Raw genomic sequence first — 21173 nt, forward strand, 5'->3', positions numbered from 1 at the left:
CGACTAATTTGTTTTCCACGAGTAAGTACCAAGCCAAATATTTAATACCTTTTGCCAGTAATTAGGAAGTACTTCCCTGACACAGTTAGTCTAGAATTTTACTTTTTAAAAGCCCCTCTCATTTAAGAGAAGGGCATTCTTTATGACCATATTTTTGCCCAATACGCTTATTTTGTATTGGACTTTTTTGCCTTGTTTTCAAGCTCGCTTTTTGGTTCAGTGGCGAATTCGACATCTTTTCCATGTCCTTGCGGGTTAACACTTGGTGCGATTCGGCCTCTTCCTGCTGTCTTTTTACTCATTTCCTTCACCTCCAAGTATATTATGTCCGAACTGTTGTAAATTAAAAACGAGCTCCTTCTTTGTAATCCGTAATTCTACTGCCTCCTTATCTGCTCATGCAATAAATGAAGTAAAAAGAAGCATTCAAGATACAGAGTAAAATTGGCCCTTTATCATATGGTATAATATGGTATATATACTTATCTTAATTACTGCATAGATAAGTTCAATTTTATGGTGATTTTAGGGGAGGCTTGTATGGTTTCGTATCTATTTACTATTATTGTAGTTGGCATTATCGGACTGATTTGCTACAGGATGCTTTTCAAAAAGAAAACGCCTTCTAACATGTATACACCTTACGATGACATGGTTATGGGAAAAAAAGATGATGTTAAAAGAAACTACCATGAACAAGATACAAAACACTTTATCGAATATGAAGAAAAAAGCGATAAAGACAAAACCATTTGAACGGATTATGTCTTTATCCAGCAATTTATTGTTCAGTTACATTTTCGTTGTTTAATGCAGGGAGTATCATTTCACCATCTGCCTCGCTTCCATAAACAACATCTGGATAAACTTTTTCAGTCTGGTTGCTTACTTTTTTTGCTTTTGTCCTATAGCTCAAGCATTTTCTTGCAGTCTAGGGAAGTCCGCGGAAAGCGAGTTCCCTACGTTCCAAGAACGTTCTAATTTTACAAACCCTCAAAAAAACCTGCATAGAACTAAAGTCTACACAGATTTCAAAAAAGCTGTTTCCATATTGTATAACCATAAACCAATGTAATACCTTTAACACCCTACTATATTGGAAGAACCTACTTTAAAATACGAGTGTAATTTATTGTGTCTTTGTTCTGAGGAATATCGCGATTTTCTTTCCCGTCAGGCTGTACTGCTCTTCCAGTATTTCCACTATACCCTTCTTCTATGGGCCCTGGATAATGATAATGCCCATCATTAACTGATTGAGTTGTTGATTCACCAGTCGGATGACTTTCTCCCGTTTCCACCTTATCAAGTCTTACCGATTTGTTTTCTTCCTCGTTAGGCAATTCATCTCCTCCTTTCTAAAGATACTTTTATAGTATTTGATAAAAGAACAATAAAATGAAAGGAGAAAAAAGGAAGCACTATTATGTCAGAAGGAAACTCTTCCTTACATCGTTTTGCAAGAAGGGACTGGGTTCGCCAACCGTATAAATCTGCAAGTCGTGCATAGCCCGGGTACATGCGGTGTAGAACAATCTTCGCAGGCTCTCATCCCCATAAGTTTTTACTGATGCATCATAAATGATGACAGCATCGAATTCGATGCCTTTGGCCAAATAAGCCGGAATAACAACAACACCCTGTTCATATTCATTTGTGCCTTTTTGTACGAGTTTAATTTCACCGATGATACTAAGGGCATCATATGCAGCGGCACTTTCGGCAGCAGATTTACAGATTATTGCGATGGTATTATACTTACGACTTTGAAAGTCTTTGACTTTAGACATGATTTTGCGGTGCAATTCATCACGGCTAGACACTTGAGTCAGTACAGGTTTTTCACCTTCACGGTCGAATGCCTTAATTCGATGGCCTTCAGGAACTAATTCACGTGTAAATTCTATAATCTGCTTTGTGGATCTGTAGCTTTGATCCAAGGTTATACTCTCGGTTTCAGTTACTCCGTATAAGCTGGTAAGAGTCTGGAAATCTATCCGTTCACTGGCATGAGCAAATATTGCCTGGTTAAAGTCACCAAGCACGGTCATCCTTGCAGAAGGAAACAACCGTTTCAAAAACTCGAATTGAAATGGAGAATAATCTTGTGCTTCGTCTACAAGCACGTATTTTATAGAGGTATTCGTCTGAAATCCTACAATTAGCTCCTTCAGCAGCAAAAATGGAGTCGCGTCTTCGTAATGCAGTTTACCTTCGTCCAGCATTTTTTGCGTTGATAAACATATGTCCCTTTCGCCAGGTGTTTCACCCTCATTCCACAGTTCATTCCGTATTTGTTCGTCAAAGAGTTGCTTGTATATTTGCTTAATATTGATAAAATGAAGTGCTTTTACCCGTTTGCGTAATGTCTTCAATTTCTTGCGAACAATCATACGCGCGAGCATTTTATGCTCTTTCTCATAATCGTCAAAGGAATCTTCAGTATGGCCGCGTTTTTTCTCTAAGTAGGTGTATACCTTTTGATAGTCCTCTTTGCTAAGATACTCGATTTCCTCCTGGACCCAGGTTTTTTTCAACTCAGACTTTTCCGTTTCATCAAGTAACTCACATAACCACTCCTTCAACTTTTCAACCCTATTGTGAAAACGTAAGGTGGTGTCTGTATTATAAAATCTTTCTGAGATTTGTTTGGCGGAGACGAGCGTTTCCCCCCGGAACTTTAACCCTCTAAAGATCATTCCAGAACGTTCCAGTGATTGTCTGTATGTTTTGATGATCTCAAAGAAGCGAGTTGAGGCCTTAAATTGAATGCTCGCTGTCCTAGTGCTATAGGAAGGATCATCCGCTGCAGTCAACAAAAATTCTAATTGCTCATAAGGATCCTCAACTTGAAACGAGTCAGTCAAACGATGATCCAAGTATTCTTGGAATGTTACCTGCTGCATATTCTCTTCGCCAAGTTCGGGTAACACACTGGATACGTAGTTATTAAACATTGAGTTAGGAGAGAATAGAATGATTTGATCGGCTTTTAGCCATTCCCGATTCTTGTAGAGCAAATAAGCGATCCGTTGGAGGGCAGCTGATGTCTTGCCGCTACCGGCGGCTCCTTGAACAATGAGCAGACGTCCGCGATCGTTCCGGATAATCCTATTTTGCTCCCGTTGAATGGTGGACACAATACTGTGCATATGCTTATCCGTCCCCTTACCAAGCACCTGCTGCAGTATCTCATCTCCAATGGTGAGACTCGTATCGAACATTGATTCGATAACCCCTCCCTTGATGATATATTGCCACTTTTTCTCCAACATCCCTTGAATTATGCCTCCGGGAGTAGAGTATTCTACAGGGCCGGGAGGATAGTCATAATAGACACTCGAAATCGGAGCCCTCCAATCGTAGACAATGAAGTTTTCTCCTGTTGTATCAGTAAGGGTGGAGGTCCCAATATAAATATGTTCCGTAAGGGAAGACCCTTCTTCAGTGATATCGATCCGGCCGAAATAAGGTGCCTCCTGCATGCGGTGCAGTGTTGACAACCTCTTGAAGGAATATCTATGTGCGCCTTCGCTTTGTGACAAGTCTTGAGCCTGCTGCCTTAAGCCAATGATGGTCTCGAGGTAATCATCGAAAGTATCCATATTAACCTTGAGGTCATCCCAAAAGTGTTTACGGATATTAACAACTTCATTTCTGCGCCGGGAAGTTTCTCCTTCTATTTTGCTGATTTGTTTCGTAATTGTTTCTATCACCTCATCCAAACGTTCTTGCTCATGCCGAATTTCATTATTCATATCAGACACTCCTTCAAAAAATAAAAATAGGGGTTGACTAGAGGTGAGTTTTACCTTATACTTATAGTAAGGGGCAAACTGCTTTTATTTATAATTAAATGTGTTTCTATACTAATTTATCACAATTTCTGAATTATTTCAATGTATATTGCACATCAGTTGCCATAATAAATAAATCGTCATTTTCAACTCTAATTTAACATTTAAAGTCATAACCAGTTGAGCAAATAGCTTAACTGGTTATTTTTATGACTATTTACATTTTGAAGCCTAAATGTTTCGCTAGCCCTGTTTTCATAATAGCTGCAACACTCACATCAACGGTTGATTCGTATTCCACCAATAATGCTCCATGAACGCTAGTATCACTTGGAATGCTAATGATTTACCCAACATCCGGTGTTGCTTGAATGGTTGATTAACATGGAATTAGGGTCGATAATCCCTCTCCCGCTCCTTAATCATATATGCAATAAAAAGATGACCCATGAAATAATTCATAACCAAACATGAAGTAACCGAAAAATGGGTGTATACGGCCATACAGATGAAGTCACCAGATCCCCGGATCATAAGATGTTTTCGTCACTATACGGATAGGGATTAGTATGACGTGCGAATAGATTAATGCCATCAGCAAATAATATAAGCGAAGGAGTGAAATACATGCCACAAGATAATAACAAAGATCCATTTAATAATGCAGGGAACCTTGATACCCGAAGAGACCCAATGCACCCCGGATTTCAAAGAGAAGAACGTCCTAGCCCTAATCGTGATATCCCAACAATAGAGGGATTTGCAAACATTAGAGAACGTTTTCCTTCGGACCATGAAAGACTTATGAGCAGAATCAATCTTGGTGATGCACTTATAAATCGAGAAAATACACATTTTGGACGGTTTGAAAGATAAAAAAGCTGAACTCTTATCGAAGTAAATGGGTATTAGCGGAGGGTAAACCACGAGAAAAAGGCTAAAAACCTGTATGGCTTTAGCTACAGTTTGTAGATAAAAAGGGTTCGGAATGGTTTTATTCCGAAACCTTTTAGACTTTTTATTGGCGCTAATCGTAGCTCCAATAAAGCTTATTAGATTATTTACCGTACATGAGTTAAACTTGTATAAAAAAAGTTGGTGCAAGTGCTGTGATAAATAAGAGTGAAGTTTTACACATTGTTTTTGGACAATCAACTTCCGGATCGCTGAAAATGAGTCTAAGAGAACTAGGTATTGAAAATGAAGAGCACGTGCTATGTTTTTCGGACATCTTTTCAGTCGGACCTATTTGGAAATTACATGATGAAGTTGGAGTGAAACAGAGGATAGATTGGTTTAGAACACGGTTTTTATCAGAAGATGATTACTATGAAATGGACTATGGGAAAGATTTCAATAAAACAAAGGATATGGTTTGCCATGTTCCAGAAGAAACCACCATCTTTCTTTGGGCAGGCGATAGTTCCCATGAACAAACAGGAGTTAGATATGTTTTGTATTTATTGAATAATAAGCGAAATAACATCATTTTAATTAATACGACTAAAGCCTATCATGAACAATTCAAAGATTCAGATAGAGTATACTCCCCTCTAACTACCGGTGGAATTCCTCCAGAAAAACTGAAGTCGATCTACGAGAAAAATAAAACGAATAACCCTATTTCCATCGAGGATAGAAGAAAATTCCATCGAGAATGGGAGCTTTTAGCTGAGGCACAAGATGTATTGCGTATTTGGGATAATGGTGAAGTGCATGGGGTTGATGAAGATTTTTATGACCTATTCATCATCAACAAGGCCCGAAAGGTACATAGCCAACAAAAGAATAGGGATTTTATGAAAAGTGCAGTATTAGTAGGCGAAGTAATTGGTCATCTAGAACAATATTTAGGAGACGAATTTATTCAATACCGAGTTAGGCATCTAATAAATAACGGAACTTTTGACATAGAGGGTGTCCCTACAGCAATGAGATTCTATAGCATAAAACTACGGACTTAACGTTTTTAAATGAATCGTTATTCGACCTATTTTATAAATGAATAATCCAATTAAATATTATGAGGGCATGTTTTGATTAATCTAAAACATGCCCTTTCTATTTATTCATTTAACCTTCTCCATTGAAAAAGACCACTGGTGCCAATACACCAAACGGTCAAGCTATAGAAGGTTCTCCGTTAAGGGCCATCAGTTATACATATTTTTACAGCCTGGCATTACGCATGCCCGTTTATTTATGTGTAACAGAATTACAGGATTATATTCCGCCTGTAACGCCGATTTCTTCACCAGTGATGGCTGCACCTTCTGAAGCTAGGAATACGGCCGTTGCACCAATTTCTGATGGTTCGAATAAACGTTTGATCCATCGTTTGCCCAGGATATGGTGGTTTAGAGCTTCTTCTACTGTTATACCATCTTGTTCTGCCAGGATTGGCAATTGTTTTTCGATTAATTCTGTACGTACTGGTCCGGGCATGATCGTATTGCATGTAATGCCATTCAATGCATTTTCCAGTGCGGTTACCTAAAGCCAACTTGACCAAATTTTGCGGCACAATAGGCGGACTTGTATGCATCCGAGATTCGGCAGACGAAATATTGATGATGCGTCCTTTTTTCTGTTTTTGCATGGCTTGCAGTGCATTTTTGATCAAAGGAAGGTTCCTTTTAGGATTACATCATAACTAAAAAGAGACCTTCTTTTTTTAAAAGGTCTCTTAAAATAATCGTTATTTTTCACAAGCGATCAAGTCTTTGTCACGATCGCTTTTTTTATTGGCATCATATAGCTCCTTTGAAACATGGGGCTTGTATTTCGTTTTTCCTCCTTTATTTTTTACAGAAGATGTACGAGCTACGCCTCCTTTGTAGTCTTTATTCAATGCTGTACAGTTTTTATACGTCTTCGCCTTTGTTTTGGCACCGGCAACATCATTCGCACCAAACGAGAGACCCAAAACTAGTCCTAAAGATAGTAAAATAGTAAATAATTTTTTCAATATATATACTCCCCTTCCTAAAAATTACTTTTTTACTAATCATAATGTATCATTTCATTTTTTACAATAACAATGTTTCCATATTTTTTTATATTTTTATGTATGTACTATTTCACTTCAAATGCTATTCCTCAGCTTTAAAGTTCATTGCTATATCATCCGCCAGACCAAACGAAAAAGCCACCGATCCCCCGGTGGCTTCTCCCTTAAGCTGGTTTCTTATAATGCCCTATATCTACTTCAAGCGGAATATTCGCTGCCCGTTGCTTCTTGGCTGCTACGAAGAAGACGGCGACTAGCGCGACGCTGATGATGGCTCCGATGATATAGGAGATGTCCATCGATAGTCTGAATCCGATTTGTGCGTTTAGGATGTAGACAAGTACTGTGTAGAGCATGAATATCCCTGGCAGTAAGGATACCCAGTAGTTTTTCTTGGCGATATATAGGTACATGGCTCCAACGAATAGGGCTATGACAGCTGTTGATTGGTTGGCCCATGAGAAGTAGCGCCATAGGATGTTGAAGTCGATTTGTGTTAGGGCAATTGAGATGATGAACAGCGGGATGGCGATGATTAGGCGGCTGCTCATTTTCAGTTGCGGGAATTTAACGTAATCGGCAATGATCATTCGCGCACTTCGGAAAGCGGTGTCTCCTGAAGTGATTGGCAGGACTATAACACCAAGTACTGCAATGGTTCCGACTACGGCTCCAAGTGTTACTGTTGCTGCTTCACTTACGATTAGTCCAGTTCCGCCTGTTGCAAGAAGTTCGTTCAGACCAACTGGTCCATCAAATAAGCTCATGGCAGCTGCGGCCCAGATCATGGCGATGATTCCTTCAGCAATCATCATTCCATAGAAAATTTTCCGGCCTTGTTGTTCATTTTGAGTCGTACGTGAGATGATTGGCGATTGCGTCGCATGAAAGCCCGATAGTGCTCCACATGAGATCGTTAGAAATAATAGTGGGAAGATGGGAATATTGTCAGGATGCAAGTTGGATAATGTTAGTTCTGGAATTGGTGCTTGTTGAAAAATTAACGCTGCACCCACTCCAACTGAACTGATTAAAAGTAAGGCACCGAAAATTGGATAAAATCTACCGATGATTTTATCGATCGGCAATAGTGTCGCTAAAATATAATAGAGGAAAATAGCAACCGTGATCAGTGTTAAGCTGACCGTTCCGTTCATTAAGTTATGAAGCAATGCTGCTGGTGACGTGACGAAAACGGTACCCACCAGAACCAATAATAGAATAGCGAATGCATTTACGACGTGCTTCATCACTTTTCCTAAGAACTTTCCTGCAAGTTCTGGTAAATGTGCTCCACGATTCCTGATGGAAATCATCCCTGTAAGATAATCGTGAACCGCTCCAGCAAAGATACAGCCAATAACGATCCAGATAAAGGCGACAGGACCGTATAAGGCACCCATGATCGGACCGAAGATTGGTCCAACGCCTGCGATGTTCAATAATTGAATCAATGAATTTTTACTTGTGCTCATAGGCAAGTAATCGACACCATCCTGATTCGCATAAGCTGGTGTCGGCCTTTCCGATTTGACCCCAAACATTTTTTCGATGAATTTACCATATGTGAAATATCCGAGTATTAATAGAATAACTCCGGCTATAAATGTATACATCTATATAACCTCCTTTGTAATCGCTTACAAGTAGTATAAAGGAGGAATAGACAGAAAAGAGCGAATTCTTTGTATCATGTCGATTTAGCAAGTTAAGATGTTCATTTTACTAATTAAGATGTAAAAAGTTCAAAAATTAGTCACATTTACTTATAGTTCTAATGTAGCTCGGAAAGCTTTCGCATAGTTTCTGCTTACGGGAAGCAACTCATCGCGTCCATTCAGCTCCAGCTGATAAGCACCGTTAAACCATGGAGTAAGACGCTTTACATAGTCTAAATGCACCAAGTGGCTTTTATGAATCCGGAAAAATGGAAATTCTCTCAACCTTTCTTCAAGTTCTTTAACCGTCGTTTTCACTTCATATTCTTGTTCTGTCGTAACGATTTTCGAAACTTTATCTTCGCGTGAAATGTAAATGATGTCATTTGGATGGAGGTATAGAATTTCTCCCTCCACCTCGACTGCCAGCCTCCCTGCTGATTTGACCGGCTTGTTATCCTCTGGCTTAAGACATAATTTCTCAAGACGGCTTATCGTTTCTGCTAGTTGATCTTCATCATAAGGCTTTAATAAATAGTCTACTGCATCCAACCGAAAAGCCTCTACTCCAAACTGAGGATATGCGGTTGTAAAGACTAGTTTCGGGACATTTTTCAGTTCGCGTAAAGCTTTCGCTGCATCCATGCCATTCATGATCGGCATTTCAACATCGAGGAAGATCGCGTCAGGCTGCATTTGCATTGTCTTTAGGATTGCTTGTTCTCCCGATTCCCCCTCACCAATTACGTCAATGGACGGATGTTGCTTCAATAGATGAATCAGTTCCTCCCGGCTATAGCGTTCATCATCGATGACCAGTGTTCGAATGGCTGCATTCATATTCTCACCTGCTTTCTTCCATTATTCCCTTTGGAATCATAAAGGATATTTCCGTTCCCTTTTCATGCTCACTTTTTATATGTAAAGCGGAGTCCTGACCCAACATCATCGTAAGGCGTTTATTAACATTATAAAGCGCTATGCCTGTACCGCTTTTCGATACAATCATTTCATGACCTAGCTTCTGTAATCGTTCAGGATCGATTCCGGTACCATTATCTTTGATGACAATCCGAACATGTGAAGCAGATTCATTTTTTGCTTTAACAGTGATTAAGCAATCCTCCGTTTTGTTCTTAAATCCATGGTGTATGGCATTTTCGATTAATGGCTGCAGCGTAAGTGGGGGAATTTTGGCCGACAACACTTCTTCATCAACACTATACGTAATCTGTAATTTATCGACGAACCGCATTTTTTCAATATTCGCATAAGACTGGACATGCTGAATCTCTTCTGATAATGTAGTCCATTCCTTCGTTGTTCCTGCAAGGTTCTGTCTGAAATACTGAGATAAACTCAGCAGCATTTTCCTGGCTTTGTTTTGATCAATTCTCGTTAATGATATGACAGTATTCAAGGCATTGAAAAGGAAATGCGGATTGATTTGAGCTTGAAGGGCCCTAATTTCGGCCTCCTTCGCCAGTTCATGTGCTTCATCAAGCTGTGAAACTTCCAATTGATAACTAAGCAGCATGCTAAGTCCTGACATTAGCTCTATATCTACATTATTAATTTCTTTTTCATTACGAAAATATAATTTTAATGTACCGACTGTCTTGTTCCCTTGTTTAAGTGGCCCTATAATTACAGCTTGAAGCGGACAATTCGATTCTTGGCAATGAATATCCCGCTTACCTACAACAATTAAGTCTCCACCTTCAATCACTTGGCGTGTAATCTCTGTCTGCAGCGGACGGCCCGGAGAGTGATGGTCGCCCCCTAACCCGATATGGGCGAGGATTTTCGTTTCATTGGTAATGGCAATCGCACTTGCTTTCACTTCTTCGAATAGAATCCTGCACACGGCTATCGCAGACTGTTCATTCATTCCTTGGCGCATATAACCGAGTGTTTTCCTCGCAATTCTCAACGATTTCTGTGCCTGCAATGCGGCTGCCTTTTCCTCTTCGTTTACGACACTTTTTATGATTAATAAAAATAAAGCACTGCCTAAGCCGTTTGCAATGATCATCGGAATGCCAATATGCTCTACAATGGAGAGTGCCTTATCGAATGGCTTGGACATTAGAACGATAATGATCATCTGAATCGCCTCTGCCGCTGCCCCAATCATGAAAGCCGTTAAAAGCTTGACATGCTTATTTACTTTGAAGAAAAGTCCAGCAAGCAGCCCCGCCACGATTGTTGCAAACCCGCATGATAACGCCGTGAATCCACCTAACGTAAATCGGTGGATACCCGCCACCAAACCGGCCCCCAATCCAATGGGCCAGCCGCCGAATAAACCGGCAAGAACAACACCGATGACACGAGAATTGGCAATGGCTTCATCTTCCCCGACCGTATTGACCCATCGACCCGTTTCAAGTGAATCGAAGTTTATTGTTATGCCTGTATAGGTGCCTATAATCCCAAATACACCAAAAAACAGGATCGCCTTAACGCGCTGTTTTCTATTTAAATTATCTTCATTTAACATTTGCCGAAAAAAGCGAAAACGTGTCACGATAAAAGCGATCGTCACGATAATACCGAGCCGCTCTGTCATGATGATCAATAATTCAAAGATGCTTTCACCCCCAATAACTCTATATAATTCTATTGTCTGGTAGCTTGTACTCTGCGCAATGCACTTCTTTATTATACTCCGGATGCATCTGTTCACCACATCTCTTTTCACATGCACGTTGGAAACCAGTGTGATTTTTATCACAATAAATCCAGAGTAGAATGAAGCTAAGATCGTTAAAAGGATGATAACATGTTGATGCCCTTGAAGAAATACTTTATTCTACCAACTGAGAAGCCATTGAAGAATCCGTTCAAAACAAAAAGGAAATGATCCAATATTCGCATTATGCAGACGGAATAATTCCTTCTGTTTGATTACAGTAGACACCTTTAAGAGCATGATTTCAGAAGAAATCATGCTCTTACATTACACTTATTATTCCTTCCCTTTCACTCTGTATTGAACCTCCCCAGGTTCTTTGCAAAAGGTAATTCCGCTTCCCGGCTCGTAGTAAAAGCTTTTTTTGCCCAAAGAGCGTCCATGGAAGGTCGTATGCAGATAGGCTGCTTGGTCCCTTTTGAAGGCAAGCTGATTTTTGCTTAAGGATACAGGAAGGCAATGGCCATAGTTTGTGTGGACCAATGTTTCTTTTTCGTTCATTTCCTCGAAGTCACTAATGTGAATAGGAAAACCAGACCCCTCCTCTTTTCCGGAAAGAGCGGGAGGAGAACCAGACAATTCCCAGCTGTGCGTTTATGCAGACGGGAAGCCTGTATTTACCGCCAAGTACGGATTTGGCTGCTGCAAGCCCGCCATCCAGATCCAAGCCAAAGTGGTTTAGCGTGCTATTCAGGATTTCCTGGCGCGGTTGTGCAACATGGAATGTGTTCTCTCCTTCCACTACCGTGGTCATCTCGACACCATCGGAATCGTAACACTCCATCATTCCCACCGTTTCCATATTCAATAAATAGTTTTTTCGAATGTTCATTCCATTCACTCTCCATTTCACTATTCATTTTTTAGGAGTATACTGGTTATAGAGGCAGGTATACTCCTGCTCGCATGCCCTTAGGTGATTGTCTGTGCGGACGTACTCACCTAGGGGTTTTTTACTGTTTTCAAAATCACATTTCCCTCACCTCCTCAACAGCTATACAGCCAACGTACTAGCTCTTCGATATTGTTTTTATCTTTGCTTAGGTGAAATAATGGCGGCCGTCCTTTGTACGTTCCTTTAAACTCCTTCCAAATGGGATTGGCAGGGCTCCAGTCCACCTCTTTCAATTTTGACATTCTCGTCGAAATGAGCTGTTGTCTTTGTTTGATATGCTGGTTTTCCATTTTGTCATTGGCATAAAGTGCAACAGCAACGAAAAGCGGGTAGCTGGCAAGCATGCATTTTGTGTAATCTCCCATCTGTTCTGCCGGGTATATGTCGAATAGTTCATTAAGATATAAATGAATGAGTGTGATGTATTCACTGTTAGAAAGCGGACTTGATGATACTTTCTCTTCGATGTTTACGTGTGCCTTCCCAGTCATGAAGATGCCGATGACCTGCCTCAATTGCGATAGCGATAGCAGGTTTTTATTGGCTGGACGGTTGATGGAACGCTTTTCAAGTTCGACACCGGCTGTTTTTAACGATTGATGGGTATGAAGCACCTGATTGGTAATGACGTTGAGATTGTTTCGCGAGTCGAATGAAATCCGTTTGGAAAGGGCCACTTTCTTGCCTTTTAGATTAAGATCCAGATAGAGCTGGGATTCTTCCGCTTGTGTAAGCCCTTCAAATACTTGGATGGCAATCGAGCTGTCCTTCATGAGTGAATCCAGTTCGTAAGCTTGTTTTACTTTTTCTTCATCCTTCTTTAACGCTTTAAGGATACTGTCCTCCAATTGTGCGAAGGCCGCAATTCGTTGGGTTCCATCGATGATCGATAGTTCGAACGCTTCTCCATTAAGGATGGTTCCTTCCCTGCTGTTAGCAACGAGTGGCGGGAGATAGATATTTTTCGTTAAAGCATTATCCAACAGATAGTTCTTGATCGACCGGACCCGCAGTTGGTTGATTTCCCTAGTGGCGATTTTTCCATTGCGATACATGTGGACCAGTTCCATGATTGAGCAGGAAACCATTCTCCTTCTTTTCCGGTCCAATTCACCTAGAATCATGGAGCCATCCTCCTTCCTGTTCTATTTTTCGTTTGAACTCTAGAGCCGTTTTCTGGATGGCATTTGTAGTCGAATGGTTTTTGACTCTTTTTTTAAAGGGATCGTAGATGTGTGAAAACAAGGCATCCTCATGCTTCCAAGTGCAGGATTTTTTCAACGGCAGCATGTGATTGATTGCTTCTTCATAGGGGATTTCATGATGTTTGTGGAGTTGGTGGATCGTTTGGGCAAGGGCTATTTGTATGCCGGAATAGCCGGATGTGAATGTTTTCCGGTCTGCCATCTTCTTCGGAAAGATTTCCAGCCATGATTCGAAAAATGCGGTTGCAATGCTGATGATTTCGTCTTTGGTTACATCACCATAATTGGCTTTACCCGTCTTCACAGAGACGTTTCCTTCAAATAAAGCGATAAGACAACGCCGCATGATCGTCAGCGAAGTCAATGCCGTACAGTCCACGGTTATCCTCGAAAGGGTGGCTTCTATCTCCATCTTACTTTCTAGTATCCTGGCAATATCCCGTGTCAGTTCTGCATATTCATCCCGCTGATCGTACTTCATCACCAATCCTATATGCGGTTCCTTTCGCTTCGTATTAATATCATTGAATAGCTGTCTTTCTTCATGTGTTTCCAGATTTAAATAGATTTGAATGGTGACGGGATAGGTCTTTAACAATAGGTCTTTAACTTATCAATTTGATTTTGAAGCTTTTCCGCTTGCTTAAAGTTACCGATTTCTTCTTCCGTTTCCTTCCGCGCCCTTAAGTGACTGATGGCTGAAATGAGGGCAAAAGTCCTATGCTGTCCATCAAGTATGTATATTTTGCTTCCTGGCGGCAGTTCCCCGCCATCAGTCACTTCTTTGATCGCGCCCCTGCTCGAAAAGATGAACGGGGAAAAATAAAAGTCCCCTTCCGATACAGAATCGATGATGAACTCCCTGATTTCAGTCCTTCTATTAAGATCAAGCTTTCTTTGAACCGCCTCATCGACTTCGAATATTGCCTCCAATGTGGAGAATTGGATTTGCGAGATCAATATTCTCTTTCCGAATTGGGTATAGCTGTTTCCGGGTATCGTCACTTTCATTTCTTGATAAATCATTCACTTCACCTCTCTGCGACCATTATCCTATTTTATGCATTTTTTGTAAAACTGCTCTGTTTGTACCTCTTTCAAAATTCGTTCACTATTGTGACTCAATTACCTGTTTGACTGGCTAACTCTTTACAAGTTTTCATAAAAGAGCTATAATTTCCAATTTCCTTTTCAAATCTACAACTCTAGATCGATAATTTCTTATTATTTTGTGTCCATTTTGAGAACTAACAGCCAAAATCCATGTAAAAAGTGAAATGAAATGACATTTTTGTGAAGTTTTAAGACCACGTAAAAAAGTCTATCTGGATGATAGACTTTTTTACGTGATTAAAGTTATTCTATTCTGCCATCTTTATTTCAATGGCTAAGTTACGTAAGTAATCCAATAACGGCCGTACTTCCTCCGGGGCTGTTGTGTCAGTAAATGAGAAGGACTGTTTCTGCTTTTCATCGGCTATATCCAGCTTGTATGAAAACGAGTCCGCTCCTTGGCCTTTGGCTCCAGCCATTTTACTTAGGTGAGCATTAGGAAGGTCAGCTGTCTTCATTAAATTCTGTAATTCCTCATTTTTCCCATCTGGCAATTCATCTGTGTCTATCTGAAAGTTCAAGTCGAGGTTGGCAAATCCCCCTATGCAGCTAAATTGGATATGCATGTTAAATGAAGCCTCCTATTCATTGAATATGACTACTCAGGCAGTCCAACCGCTTTAAAAGCATTTTCAATTGCCTCTACAGCTGATTTCGTAACTTCTCCACTATCAACAAGTTTTTGCGCTGCCTTGATGACAATTTGTACGAATTGATTGAAGTTTGCCGTTGCAAATAAATTCTGCATCGCATTGAACCAGATCAAAGCCGCTTTGTCCGTTCCGATCTCCATCGATACTAGATAAAAGGCCTTGTTTGGTATGCCGCTATTGATATGGACACCATGATTATCTTGATCTCCTTTATAGAAGTTCCTCATGTGATCAGGCTGCAAATCTTTCCCCATTAACTTATTGTCAAATGCAGTACCTGGTGCTTTCATCGAACGGAGGGCCTGTCCTTTCAATGTTGGTCCCATTATATCAGCACCGATTAGCCAATCTGCATCTCCCGCTGTTTGCTTTAAATGAAATTGTTTTATGGCAATTCCAAACACGTCCGAAAGATGTTCATTCAAAGCCCCAGACTGACCATCATACTCCAATCCACTGGTGAACTGCGTAACCCCATGTGTAAGTTCGTGTCCAATAACATCGAGTGAATTGGCAAAATTGCTAAAGATGACCCCATCGCCGTCACCAAATACCATTTCATCCCCGTCCCAATAGGCATTCGTGAATTTATTCCCATAATGAACGTTCAGAATGAGATCAAGTCCTTGGTCATCAATTGAATTACGGTGCAAGACATCCTTGAAGTAGTCACGCACAACTCCGCTATAATCATATGCAGCGTTAACTACTGGGTCTGCACTTGATCGATCCCCTTCTTTCCTGACCTCATTCTCCCGGAGTTTCGTTCCTCCCTTGCAATCATAAACATGGCGGGCAGATTCTCCACGAGGTCCAGCTCCTGCATCAGTTAAAGCGATAACACCGTCAATATCATATTCTTTTAAGATTCTGCGCCTGCGCATATGACGGCTTTTTGCTAAACTGATCCGTGCTTCTTCCACATCATTTTGTGCCAAATTCTCAAGAATATAGTTAGGTACGATGAAACACTGACACTTTTTGGAACAATCCTTATTATGCATATTCGTCACTCCTTTAAAGTTTTTTACGATCTATACCATTTCTTTTAAGAGTGCTGCTTTTCTTCAACACATTTCTATAGATTACTTTCGCCGTATTCACCTCATTTCCCTTCATTCCATTCCTTGCGACCCGTTCAAATCCTTTTTTTCAGGCAGGGATATAATACTTCACCTTTGTTTATTGGATTATTCTGCCCGTGCTGCATATACTGGATTGTATCTTTAAACAAGGAAGCTTCCTCAGAACATAACAACATTTAAAGGAGGGCATAGCATTGGTAACTTCACAGGGTACTGCTTCGGTTAGCTTTCCATTCCCATCAGTATGGGGTATCCACGCTTCAATAGCTGGCAGAACGATCATTTTGGGTACACTTTCCATTAACTCTATTACGGATAACAGGGTAATGGGTACAATTAATTTTCGGGGTACACCTATTCCGATAAATGGATTTTGGAATGAGGGCACTAAACAAATTTCATTTGATTCACCTTATGCCACATTCTCTGGCAATTTAACCATGATTGATGATAACCAGATTAGGATTCGGCATTTTATTCTACAAGGACGTTTTCTCATGAAGCCTCCTTCTCTGCAAGCAGGTGAGTCTGGGTCTTGGATTGCCACTACTGATTTACCTTTGAATCAATTTCCTGCTAGCGGTAGCGCCTATACCGAGCAATTACCTCCTGTTGGAGCTTTTTTAACATCGACTACCCTTCATCAGAATTTGATGGGAAGTTGATATAGGGTAATCATTCTGTGTAGAAATGGTGTTTAACTTAAGGAATCGTCTCTGTATCTCATTGGGACGATTCTTTTACGATAGCAAATTACCCAACGCCTTATTGAACTGACAGGATGGCAGAGCATTTAGGGATTTCGCACCAAGTGACTCCTTATCATTTTCACTTGCAATTCAACTGACCAGATGTTATTAAGGAAAATAATTGTACAAGTTTAGTGAACGCAATAGCAGAAAATGATTTTCAAGTGGCTTAACTGCTTGATGTATTATTATTCGAGGATAGACTTGGGAGGATGACCTATGACTACGCTGAGAATCCTTTTAACCATTCCAATTTTGCTATATGGTATTTACATATTTGTTGTCGTTCAAAACGATAAGAATATTCCACTTTATTTGCATCTTCTATTCGCAATCTACTTGATGTTGTTTGTACATTATGAAGAAAATCCGGATGTGAAACCATAACAGGTTTTTGATTGAAGAATTTCCATGCTTAGCATTCGTGATTTGAGGAAGTTGACCTAACTGAATCTATTGTGCTACCAGGATATGTTCCGTTTTAAACCCTAGATTCTCAACACGCAATAACTTGGCATTTTTATCACAAAAATCATGAACAAGGCCTAAAAAAAAGCCCCAGCTCCGTAAAGGAATTGGGGCTTTCACTTATTATTTGAGCAAGAAAGTCTTCCTGTTCAAATTAGATAATACGGGTTGTAACGATGCCTTCGATTTGTTTGATTTTTTCTTCCAAGCCAGGAATGATATCGCCGTTTACTTCACCATCAATGTCGATGATCGTATATGCATACCCTCCACGGCTTCTATTAACCATGTCAGCGATGTTCAAATTAAAGCTTGATACAGCCAGTGTGATTTGCCCAACCATGTTCGGAACGTTTTCATGGAATGCTGCCACACGACGATTTCCTGTATATGGAATGGAAGTATTCGGGAAATTCACTGAGTTCTTGATGTTCCCCGTTTCTAAAAATCCCTTCACCTGACGAGCTGCCATGATGGCACAGTTTTCCTCTGATTCTTGCGTAGAGGCACCAAGGTGCGGAATTGGAACGACATTTTTCATTTTCAGCACGTTTTCATTCGGGAAGTCTGTAATGAACTTGCCAACTTTCCCGCTTTCAAGTGCAGCTTCCATATCACTTTCATTCACTAGCTCACCACGAGAGAAGTTCAAAATATGAACGCCTGGCTTCATGATGCCAAATGTTTCTTGGTTAAACATTCCTCGTGTGTCATCCGTTAATGGAACGTGTACAGTGATGTAATCAGATTCTGCAAACAATTCTTCAATCGTCATGGCGCGCTGTACATTGCGAGATAAATTCCAGGCTGTATCGACAGAGATGAACGGGTCAAACCCAATTACATCCATGTCTAAATCCAGGGCATCATTCGCCACAAGCGCACCGATCGCACCTAAACCGATTACCCCCAGAGTTTTTCCCTTGATTTCTTTTCCAACAAATTGTTTCTTTCCTGCTTCTACAAGCTTTGGAATTTGTTCTCCTTCGCCTTCTAAAGTTTTTGTCCAGGCCACACCTGCAAAAAGGTTACGGGATGAAGCCATTAATGTTGTCAGTACCATTTCTTTTACAGCGTTAGCGTTAGCACCAGGTGTATTAAAAACAACGATTCCTTGCTCGGTACATTTGTCGACCGGAATATTATTGACTCCTGCCCCTGCCCTTGCGATTGCTTTTAATTGATCGCCGAATTCCATTGTATGCATGTTAAAGCTGCGAACAACGATCGCATCAGGGTTTTCACTGTCATTGTCGACCGTAAAGTCACCTTTATTGAATACATTTAGCCCGCTTTCAGCAATATTATTTAACGTTTTGATCGTTTTCACTTTTTCTAAAAGAATTGTGCTCATCTTGTTTGTCCCCTTTTGGTTATGATAGTTTTTAAATATCGAAATATTGACAATATTTTTCGCCCATGGAAATCTGCATTCTTTAAAACTTCACTATCCTCTGTTAATAAACAGAAAGAGGCAAGGGATAAAATCCCTTACCTCTGCCCAGGCGAACGGCTACGACACTATGTGTTCCCTCACGGTTATCCGTGTTTCGCCAGTTGCACATAGTCTTTTGATTTATTTTATTCTATCAAACTATTCAGCAAACTTCAATATCAATTTAAAGGTTAATCTCTTTTCATTTCTTGAAGTGAATATTTGGCCTTTGTGAATGGCCAACTTAAACCGTTTTAATAGCTTTTGCCAAATTTTGTTCACACCAGTTTTCTTCGATTTCCTTTAATGATTTTCATTTCAATGAACACACAAACCATCCAATTGGAAAAGCGAGTTTTTGCATCATTTAAAATGGTTCATTCTTTTTATAACAAAGACCAATAGTAAAATAGCGGAAAACAGGATGAAAATGATCATGATCGGAATGGCCGTTGTAAAAAGGGTGACCCATCTGCTTGTCTCTGTGTCTTGTGGCATGACCACAATTTTTTCTATATTATGTTCTTCTGCAGCGTTATTCATTCTATTCATCGAAATTTCACTATTTGGGACAGTCGCGATAAAATATTGATCCTTTTCATAACCTTTCAGCTGCCCGCTTATTTCAAAAACTCTTTTTTGGGGCTCCAACTTCAAAAATGTCACTTTGCCATCCTCTAAAATTGTGAAGAATTCATCTTCAGTTAATTCCTCAGTCGGTTCATTGTCATTATTAAAAATAAACACAATCCCCAAGATAACCAAGAAGATTAATAAATAAAATATTTTATTACGGAAAATCCGCTTCATCCTACACCTTCCCTCACGTTAAACGAACTAGGGCAATAGTATCATATAATAGTAATCATTAACAATTATTCCATATTAGGCTCTGTCGAAAGAAGTGTTTATTTTCTTGGACTATCCCGGGCAGATTAGTTGTAAAATGGATAATATTAGTAAAAAATAGAAGGTAGAGCTAACTAGAAGAAAAGGAGTGAAAATACTGATTACTCATTTTGCAGATTTAGAATTACTGACAGTATCTATTGAGGGTGTAAAGCAATGCTACGCTATCCGTCTGCAGCTCCCCATTTTATCAGAATCTAAAGAGTTCATTCAGTTTCAGCTGACGCCCTTTACTACGTTGAGTTTTAAAGAAACGTTTGAACCCATTTCTCCAGCACACTTTGCATTTCAAGTCCCATATTCCCAATTTGATGAAGCGGCATCATTTATCCAACAATCCGGATTATTGGTCCTAAGACAAGAACAGGGTCAGTATATCGACGAAACGAACGGAAGAAAAAATCTATATTTTCGTGATGGAGATGGTCACCTTCTCGAAATCATTGCCCATGATTATGTAAATGAGGATGAACTGAAGGCATCCGGAAAGTTAAGAACACTTTATTTAAGAGAGATTGGCTTCCCTGTGGATTCGGTACCAAACTTACGCGATTGGCTGAAAAGTACCTTTGGTATGAAAACGGAACAAGATCAAGATATATTTAATTTCGTAATTAGCGGCACAGCACATGCAATAGTGGTTTCAAAACAAAGGCCTTGGATCCCTATTGCCATGAAGGCCTTACCGCCAAAAATGGCGGTGACGTTCGGCACACCCGATAAACGGTTTTTTGATGAGCTAACCAAACAAATGGATCACACTTTTTTAAATGACTCTAAGAAACTATTTATACTTAGGGATAGTTATCCTTTTTATATGGAACATACTCCTGAATTCAGTGCGTCAATGTTGGAAAAGTTGAATTTACCTATTTGAACCACGTTTTTTCATTTAACCAATAAAGGGGGAGATTAATTTGTTAGTAAGAAAGGCAACGGTTGCTGATGCTGAAGGTATAGCAATAGTCCATGTGGATTGCTGGCGAACCACATATAAAAATATAATGCCTAGTGATTTTTTAGATAAACTGTCTTATGGGAAAAGGAAAGACTTATGGATAAAGAATATATCTAATGATGGAAACCATGTTTATGTGGCAGAAAATACCGAGGGAAAAATAGTCGGATTTATAAGTGGCGGAAAAAGGGAAACGAATAAAGTTGAAGATTCGGGTGATTTAACTGCGATATATATCCTCGAAAATTTTCAAAGAATGGGGATAGGAAAGAAACTCATCAAAGAATTATTTTTTAAATTTGAAGAACTGGACTTCCAGACAATTTTCGTTGAGGTGCTTGAAGATAATAACTCTCAATTTTTCTATGAGGCTTTTGGTGCTGAATTGCTTAAAACCGAAAAAATCAAAATGGCTGGTGCTGAATTAAATCTATTGGTTTATGAGTGGAAAGATATTAGCCCTGTATTGTTATGAATAAACTTCATTTAAGATGACTGCTACGGAATGCGAAGGGTCCTTTTATTAAAGACAGTTTTCTATGA

At 39.9% G+C, this 21173-nt stretch carries 23 protein-coding genes and 1 riboswitch; of the genes, 7 read left to right on the plus strand and 16 right to left on the minus strand.

Annotated features, from left to right (window positions below; all coding sequences use genetic code 11):
- Positions 1–167 precede the first annotated feature (167 nt).
- On the minus strand, positions 168–302 hold the full coding sequence (sspL, locus tag ACQKKK_RS08725) for a small, acid-soluble spore protein L (protein ID WP_309558098.1): 135 nt from the start codon (positions 300–302) through the stop codon (positions 168–170).
- A 238-nt stretch (positions 303–540) separates the two neighbouring features.
- Between sspL and ACQKKK_RS08730 the strand changes: the two genes are divergently transcribed.
- Entirely contained in the window at positions 541–756 is a 216-nt protein-coding gene (locus tag ACQKKK_RS08730; RefSeq protein WP_427615606.1) for a DUF3951 domain-containing protein, read from the plus strand.
- A 350-nt stretch (positions 757–1106) separates the two neighbouring features.
- On the opposite strand, the gene ACQKKK_RS08735 is transcribed toward ACQKKK_RS08730, so the two are convergent.
- Entirely contained in the window at positions 1107–1343 is a 237-nt protein-coding gene (locus ACQKKK_RS08735; RefSeq protein ID WP_427615608.1) for a hypothetical protein, read from the minus strand.
- A gap of 81 nt (positions 1344–1424) precedes the next feature.
- A complete protein-coding gene (helD, locus tag ACQKKK_RS08740) occupies positions 1425–3758 on the minus strand; it encodes an RNA polymerase recycling motor HelD (protein ID WP_427615610.1) in 2334 nt (777 codons plus the stop codon).
- Between the two features lie 666 nt (positions 3759–4424).
- Here helD and ACQKKK_RS08745 point away from each other — a divergent pair.
- Complete coding sequence (locus ACQKKK_RS08745) at positions 4425–4673, plus strand: hypothetical protein (protein ID WP_427615612.1); 249 nt, start codon at positions 4425–4427, stop codon at positions 4671–4673.
- A gap of 233 nt (positions 4674–4906) precedes the next feature.
- A complete protein-coding gene (locus tag ACQKKK_RS08750; RefSeq protein ID WP_427615614.1) occupies positions 4907–5761 on the plus strand; it encodes a DUF1835 domain-containing protein in 855 nt (284 codons plus the stop codon).
- Between the two features lie 259 nt (positions 5762–6020).
- On the opposite strand, the gene ACQKKK_RS08755 is transcribed toward ACQKKK_RS08750, so the two are convergent.
- The 11 genes from ACQKKK_RS08755 to ACQKKK_RS08805 form a co-directional block, all read right to left on the minus strand.
- A complete protein-coding gene (locus tag ACQKKK_RS08755; protein WP_427615843.1) occupies positions 6021–6281 on the minus strand; it encodes an SDR family oxidoreductase in 261 nt (86 codons plus the stop codon).
- A gap of 214 nt (positions 6282–6495) precedes the next feature.
- The gene (locus ACQKKK_RS08760; protein WP_427615616.1) at positions 6496–6765 is read right to left on the minus strand and encodes an excalibur calcium-binding domain-containing protein; all 270 of its coding nucleotides are present in this window, start codon (positions 6763–6765) and stop codon (positions 6496–6498) included.
- 206 nt (positions 6766–6971) lie between these two features.
- Positions 6972–8423, minus strand: coding sequence for a carbon starvation CstA family protein (locus ACQKKK_RS08765; RefSeq protein ID WP_427615618.1), 1452 nt, complete (start codon positions 8421–8423; stop codon positions 6972–6974).
- Positions 8424–8573: 150 nt separating this feature from the next.
- On the minus strand, positions 8574–9305 hold the full coding sequence (locus ACQKKK_RS08770; protein WP_427615619.1) for a LytR/AlgR family response regulator transcription factor: 732 nt from the start codon (positions 9303–9305) through the stop codon (positions 8574–8576).
- A gap of 4 nt (positions 9306–9309) precedes the next feature.
- A complete protein-coding gene (locus tag ACQKKK_RS08775) occupies positions 9310–11058 on the minus strand; it encodes a LytS/YhcK type 5TM receptor domain-containing protein (protein WP_427615844.1) in 1749 nt (582 codons plus the stop codon).
- Positions 11059–11674: 616 nt separating this feature from the next.
- Entirely contained in the window at positions 11675–11992 is a 318-nt protein-coding gene (locus tag ACQKKK_RS08780; RefSeq protein ID WP_427615620.1) for a competence protein ComK, read from the minus strand.
- Between the two features lie 155 nt (positions 11993–12147).
- Positions 12148–13179 (minus strand): DNA sulfur modification protein DndB, encoded by a 1032-nt coding sequence (locus tag ACQKKK_RS08785; protein WP_427615621.1) that lies wholly within the window; start codon positions 13177–13179, stop codon positions 12148–12150.
- Positions 13166–13858 carry a DNA sulfur modification protein DndB gene (locus tag ACQKKK_RS08790; protein ID WP_427615623.1) on the minus strand — a complete coding sequence of 231 codons (693 nt, stop codon included), beginning with the start codon at positions 13856–13858 and terminating at the stop codon, positions 13166–13168. The genes ACQKKK_RS08785 and ACQKKK_RS08790 overlap by 14 nt, the downstream gene beginning before the upstream one ends.
- Complete coding sequence (locus tag ACQKKK_RS08795; RefSeq protein ID WP_427615624.1) at positions 13852–14286, minus strand: DNA sulfur modification protein DndB; 435 nt, start codon at positions 14284–14286, stop codon at positions 13852–13854. Before ACQKKK_RS08795 ends, ACQKKK_RS08790 begins: the two co-directional genes overlap by 7 nt.
- Positions 14287–14621: 335 nt before the next feature.
- Positions 14622–14939, minus strand: a complete 318-nt coding sequence (locus ACQKKK_RS08800) for a protealysin inhibitor emfourin (protein WP_427615625.1) — start codon at positions 14937–14939, stop codon at positions 14622–14624.
- Positions 14940–14971: 32 nt separating this feature from the next.
- Positions 14972–16030, minus strand: a complete 1059-nt coding sequence (locus ACQKKK_RS08805; RefSeq protein WP_427615626.1) for a M4 family metallopeptidase — start codon at positions 16028–16030, stop codon at positions 14972–14974.
- Between the two features lie 275 nt (positions 16031–16305).
- Here ACQKKK_RS08805 and ACQKKK_RS08810 point away from each other — a divergent pair, with 275 nt between their 5' ends.
- Together ACQKKK_RS08810 and ACQKKK_RS08815 are read left to right on the plus strand one after the other, a co-directional pair.
- Positions 16306–16776 (plus strand): hypothetical protein, encoded by a 471-nt coding sequence (locus ACQKKK_RS08810; protein ID WP_427615628.1) that lies wholly within the window; start codon positions 16306–16308, stop codon positions 16774–16776.
- Positions 16777–17079: 303 nt separating this feature from the next.
- Complete coding sequence (locus ACQKKK_RS08815; protein WP_427615629.1) at positions 17080–17247, plus strand: hypothetical protein; 168 nt, start codon at positions 17080–17082, stop codon at positions 17245–17247.
- Between the two features lie 235 nt (positions 17248–17482).
- Here the strand turns inward: ACQKKK_RS08815 and ACQKKK_RS08820 are convergent, their stop codons facing one another.
- Positions 17483–18682 (minus strand): phosphoglycerate dehydrogenase, encoded by a 1200-nt coding sequence (locus ACQKKK_RS08820; RefSeq protein WP_427615630.1) that lies wholly within the window; start codon positions 18680–18682, stop codon positions 17483–17485.
- A gap of 138 nt (positions 18683–18820) precedes the next feature.
- Positions 18821–18899, minus strand: a riboswitch (ZMP/ZTP riboswitch).
- A 227-nt stretch (positions 18900–19126) separates the two neighbouring features.
- Positions 19127–19573 carry an ATP-dependent metallopeptidase FtsH/Yme1/Tma family protein gene (locus ACQKKK_RS08825; RefSeq protein WP_427615632.1) on the minus strand — a complete coding sequence of 149 codons (447 nt, stop codon included), beginning with the start codon at positions 19571–19573 and terminating at the stop codon, positions 19127–19129.
- 196 nt (positions 19574–19769) lie between these two features.
- Here ACQKKK_RS08825 and ACQKKK_RS08830 point away from each other — a divergent pair, with 196 nt between their 5' ends.
- Both ACQKKK_RS08830 and ACQKKK_RS08835 read left to right on the plus strand, forming a co-directional pair.
- Complete coding sequence (locus ACQKKK_RS08830) at positions 19770–20549, plus strand: glyoxalase/bleomycin resistance/dioxygenase family protein (protein ID WP_427615845.1); 780 nt, start codon at positions 19770–19772, stop codon at positions 20547–20549.
- A 40-nt stretch (positions 20550–20589) separates the two neighbouring features.
- Positions 20590–21105, plus strand: a complete 516-nt coding sequence (locus ACQKKK_RS08835; protein WP_427615633.1) for an N-acetyltransferase family protein — start codon at positions 20590–20592, stop codon at positions 21103–21105.
- Positions 21106–21173 lie beyond the last annotated feature (68 nt).

The organism is Peribacillus sp. NPDC006672 (assembly GCF_050274955.1).
In the GTDB taxonomy this organism is placed as follows: Bacteria; Bacillota; Bacilli; order Bacillales; family DSM-1321; genus Peribacillus.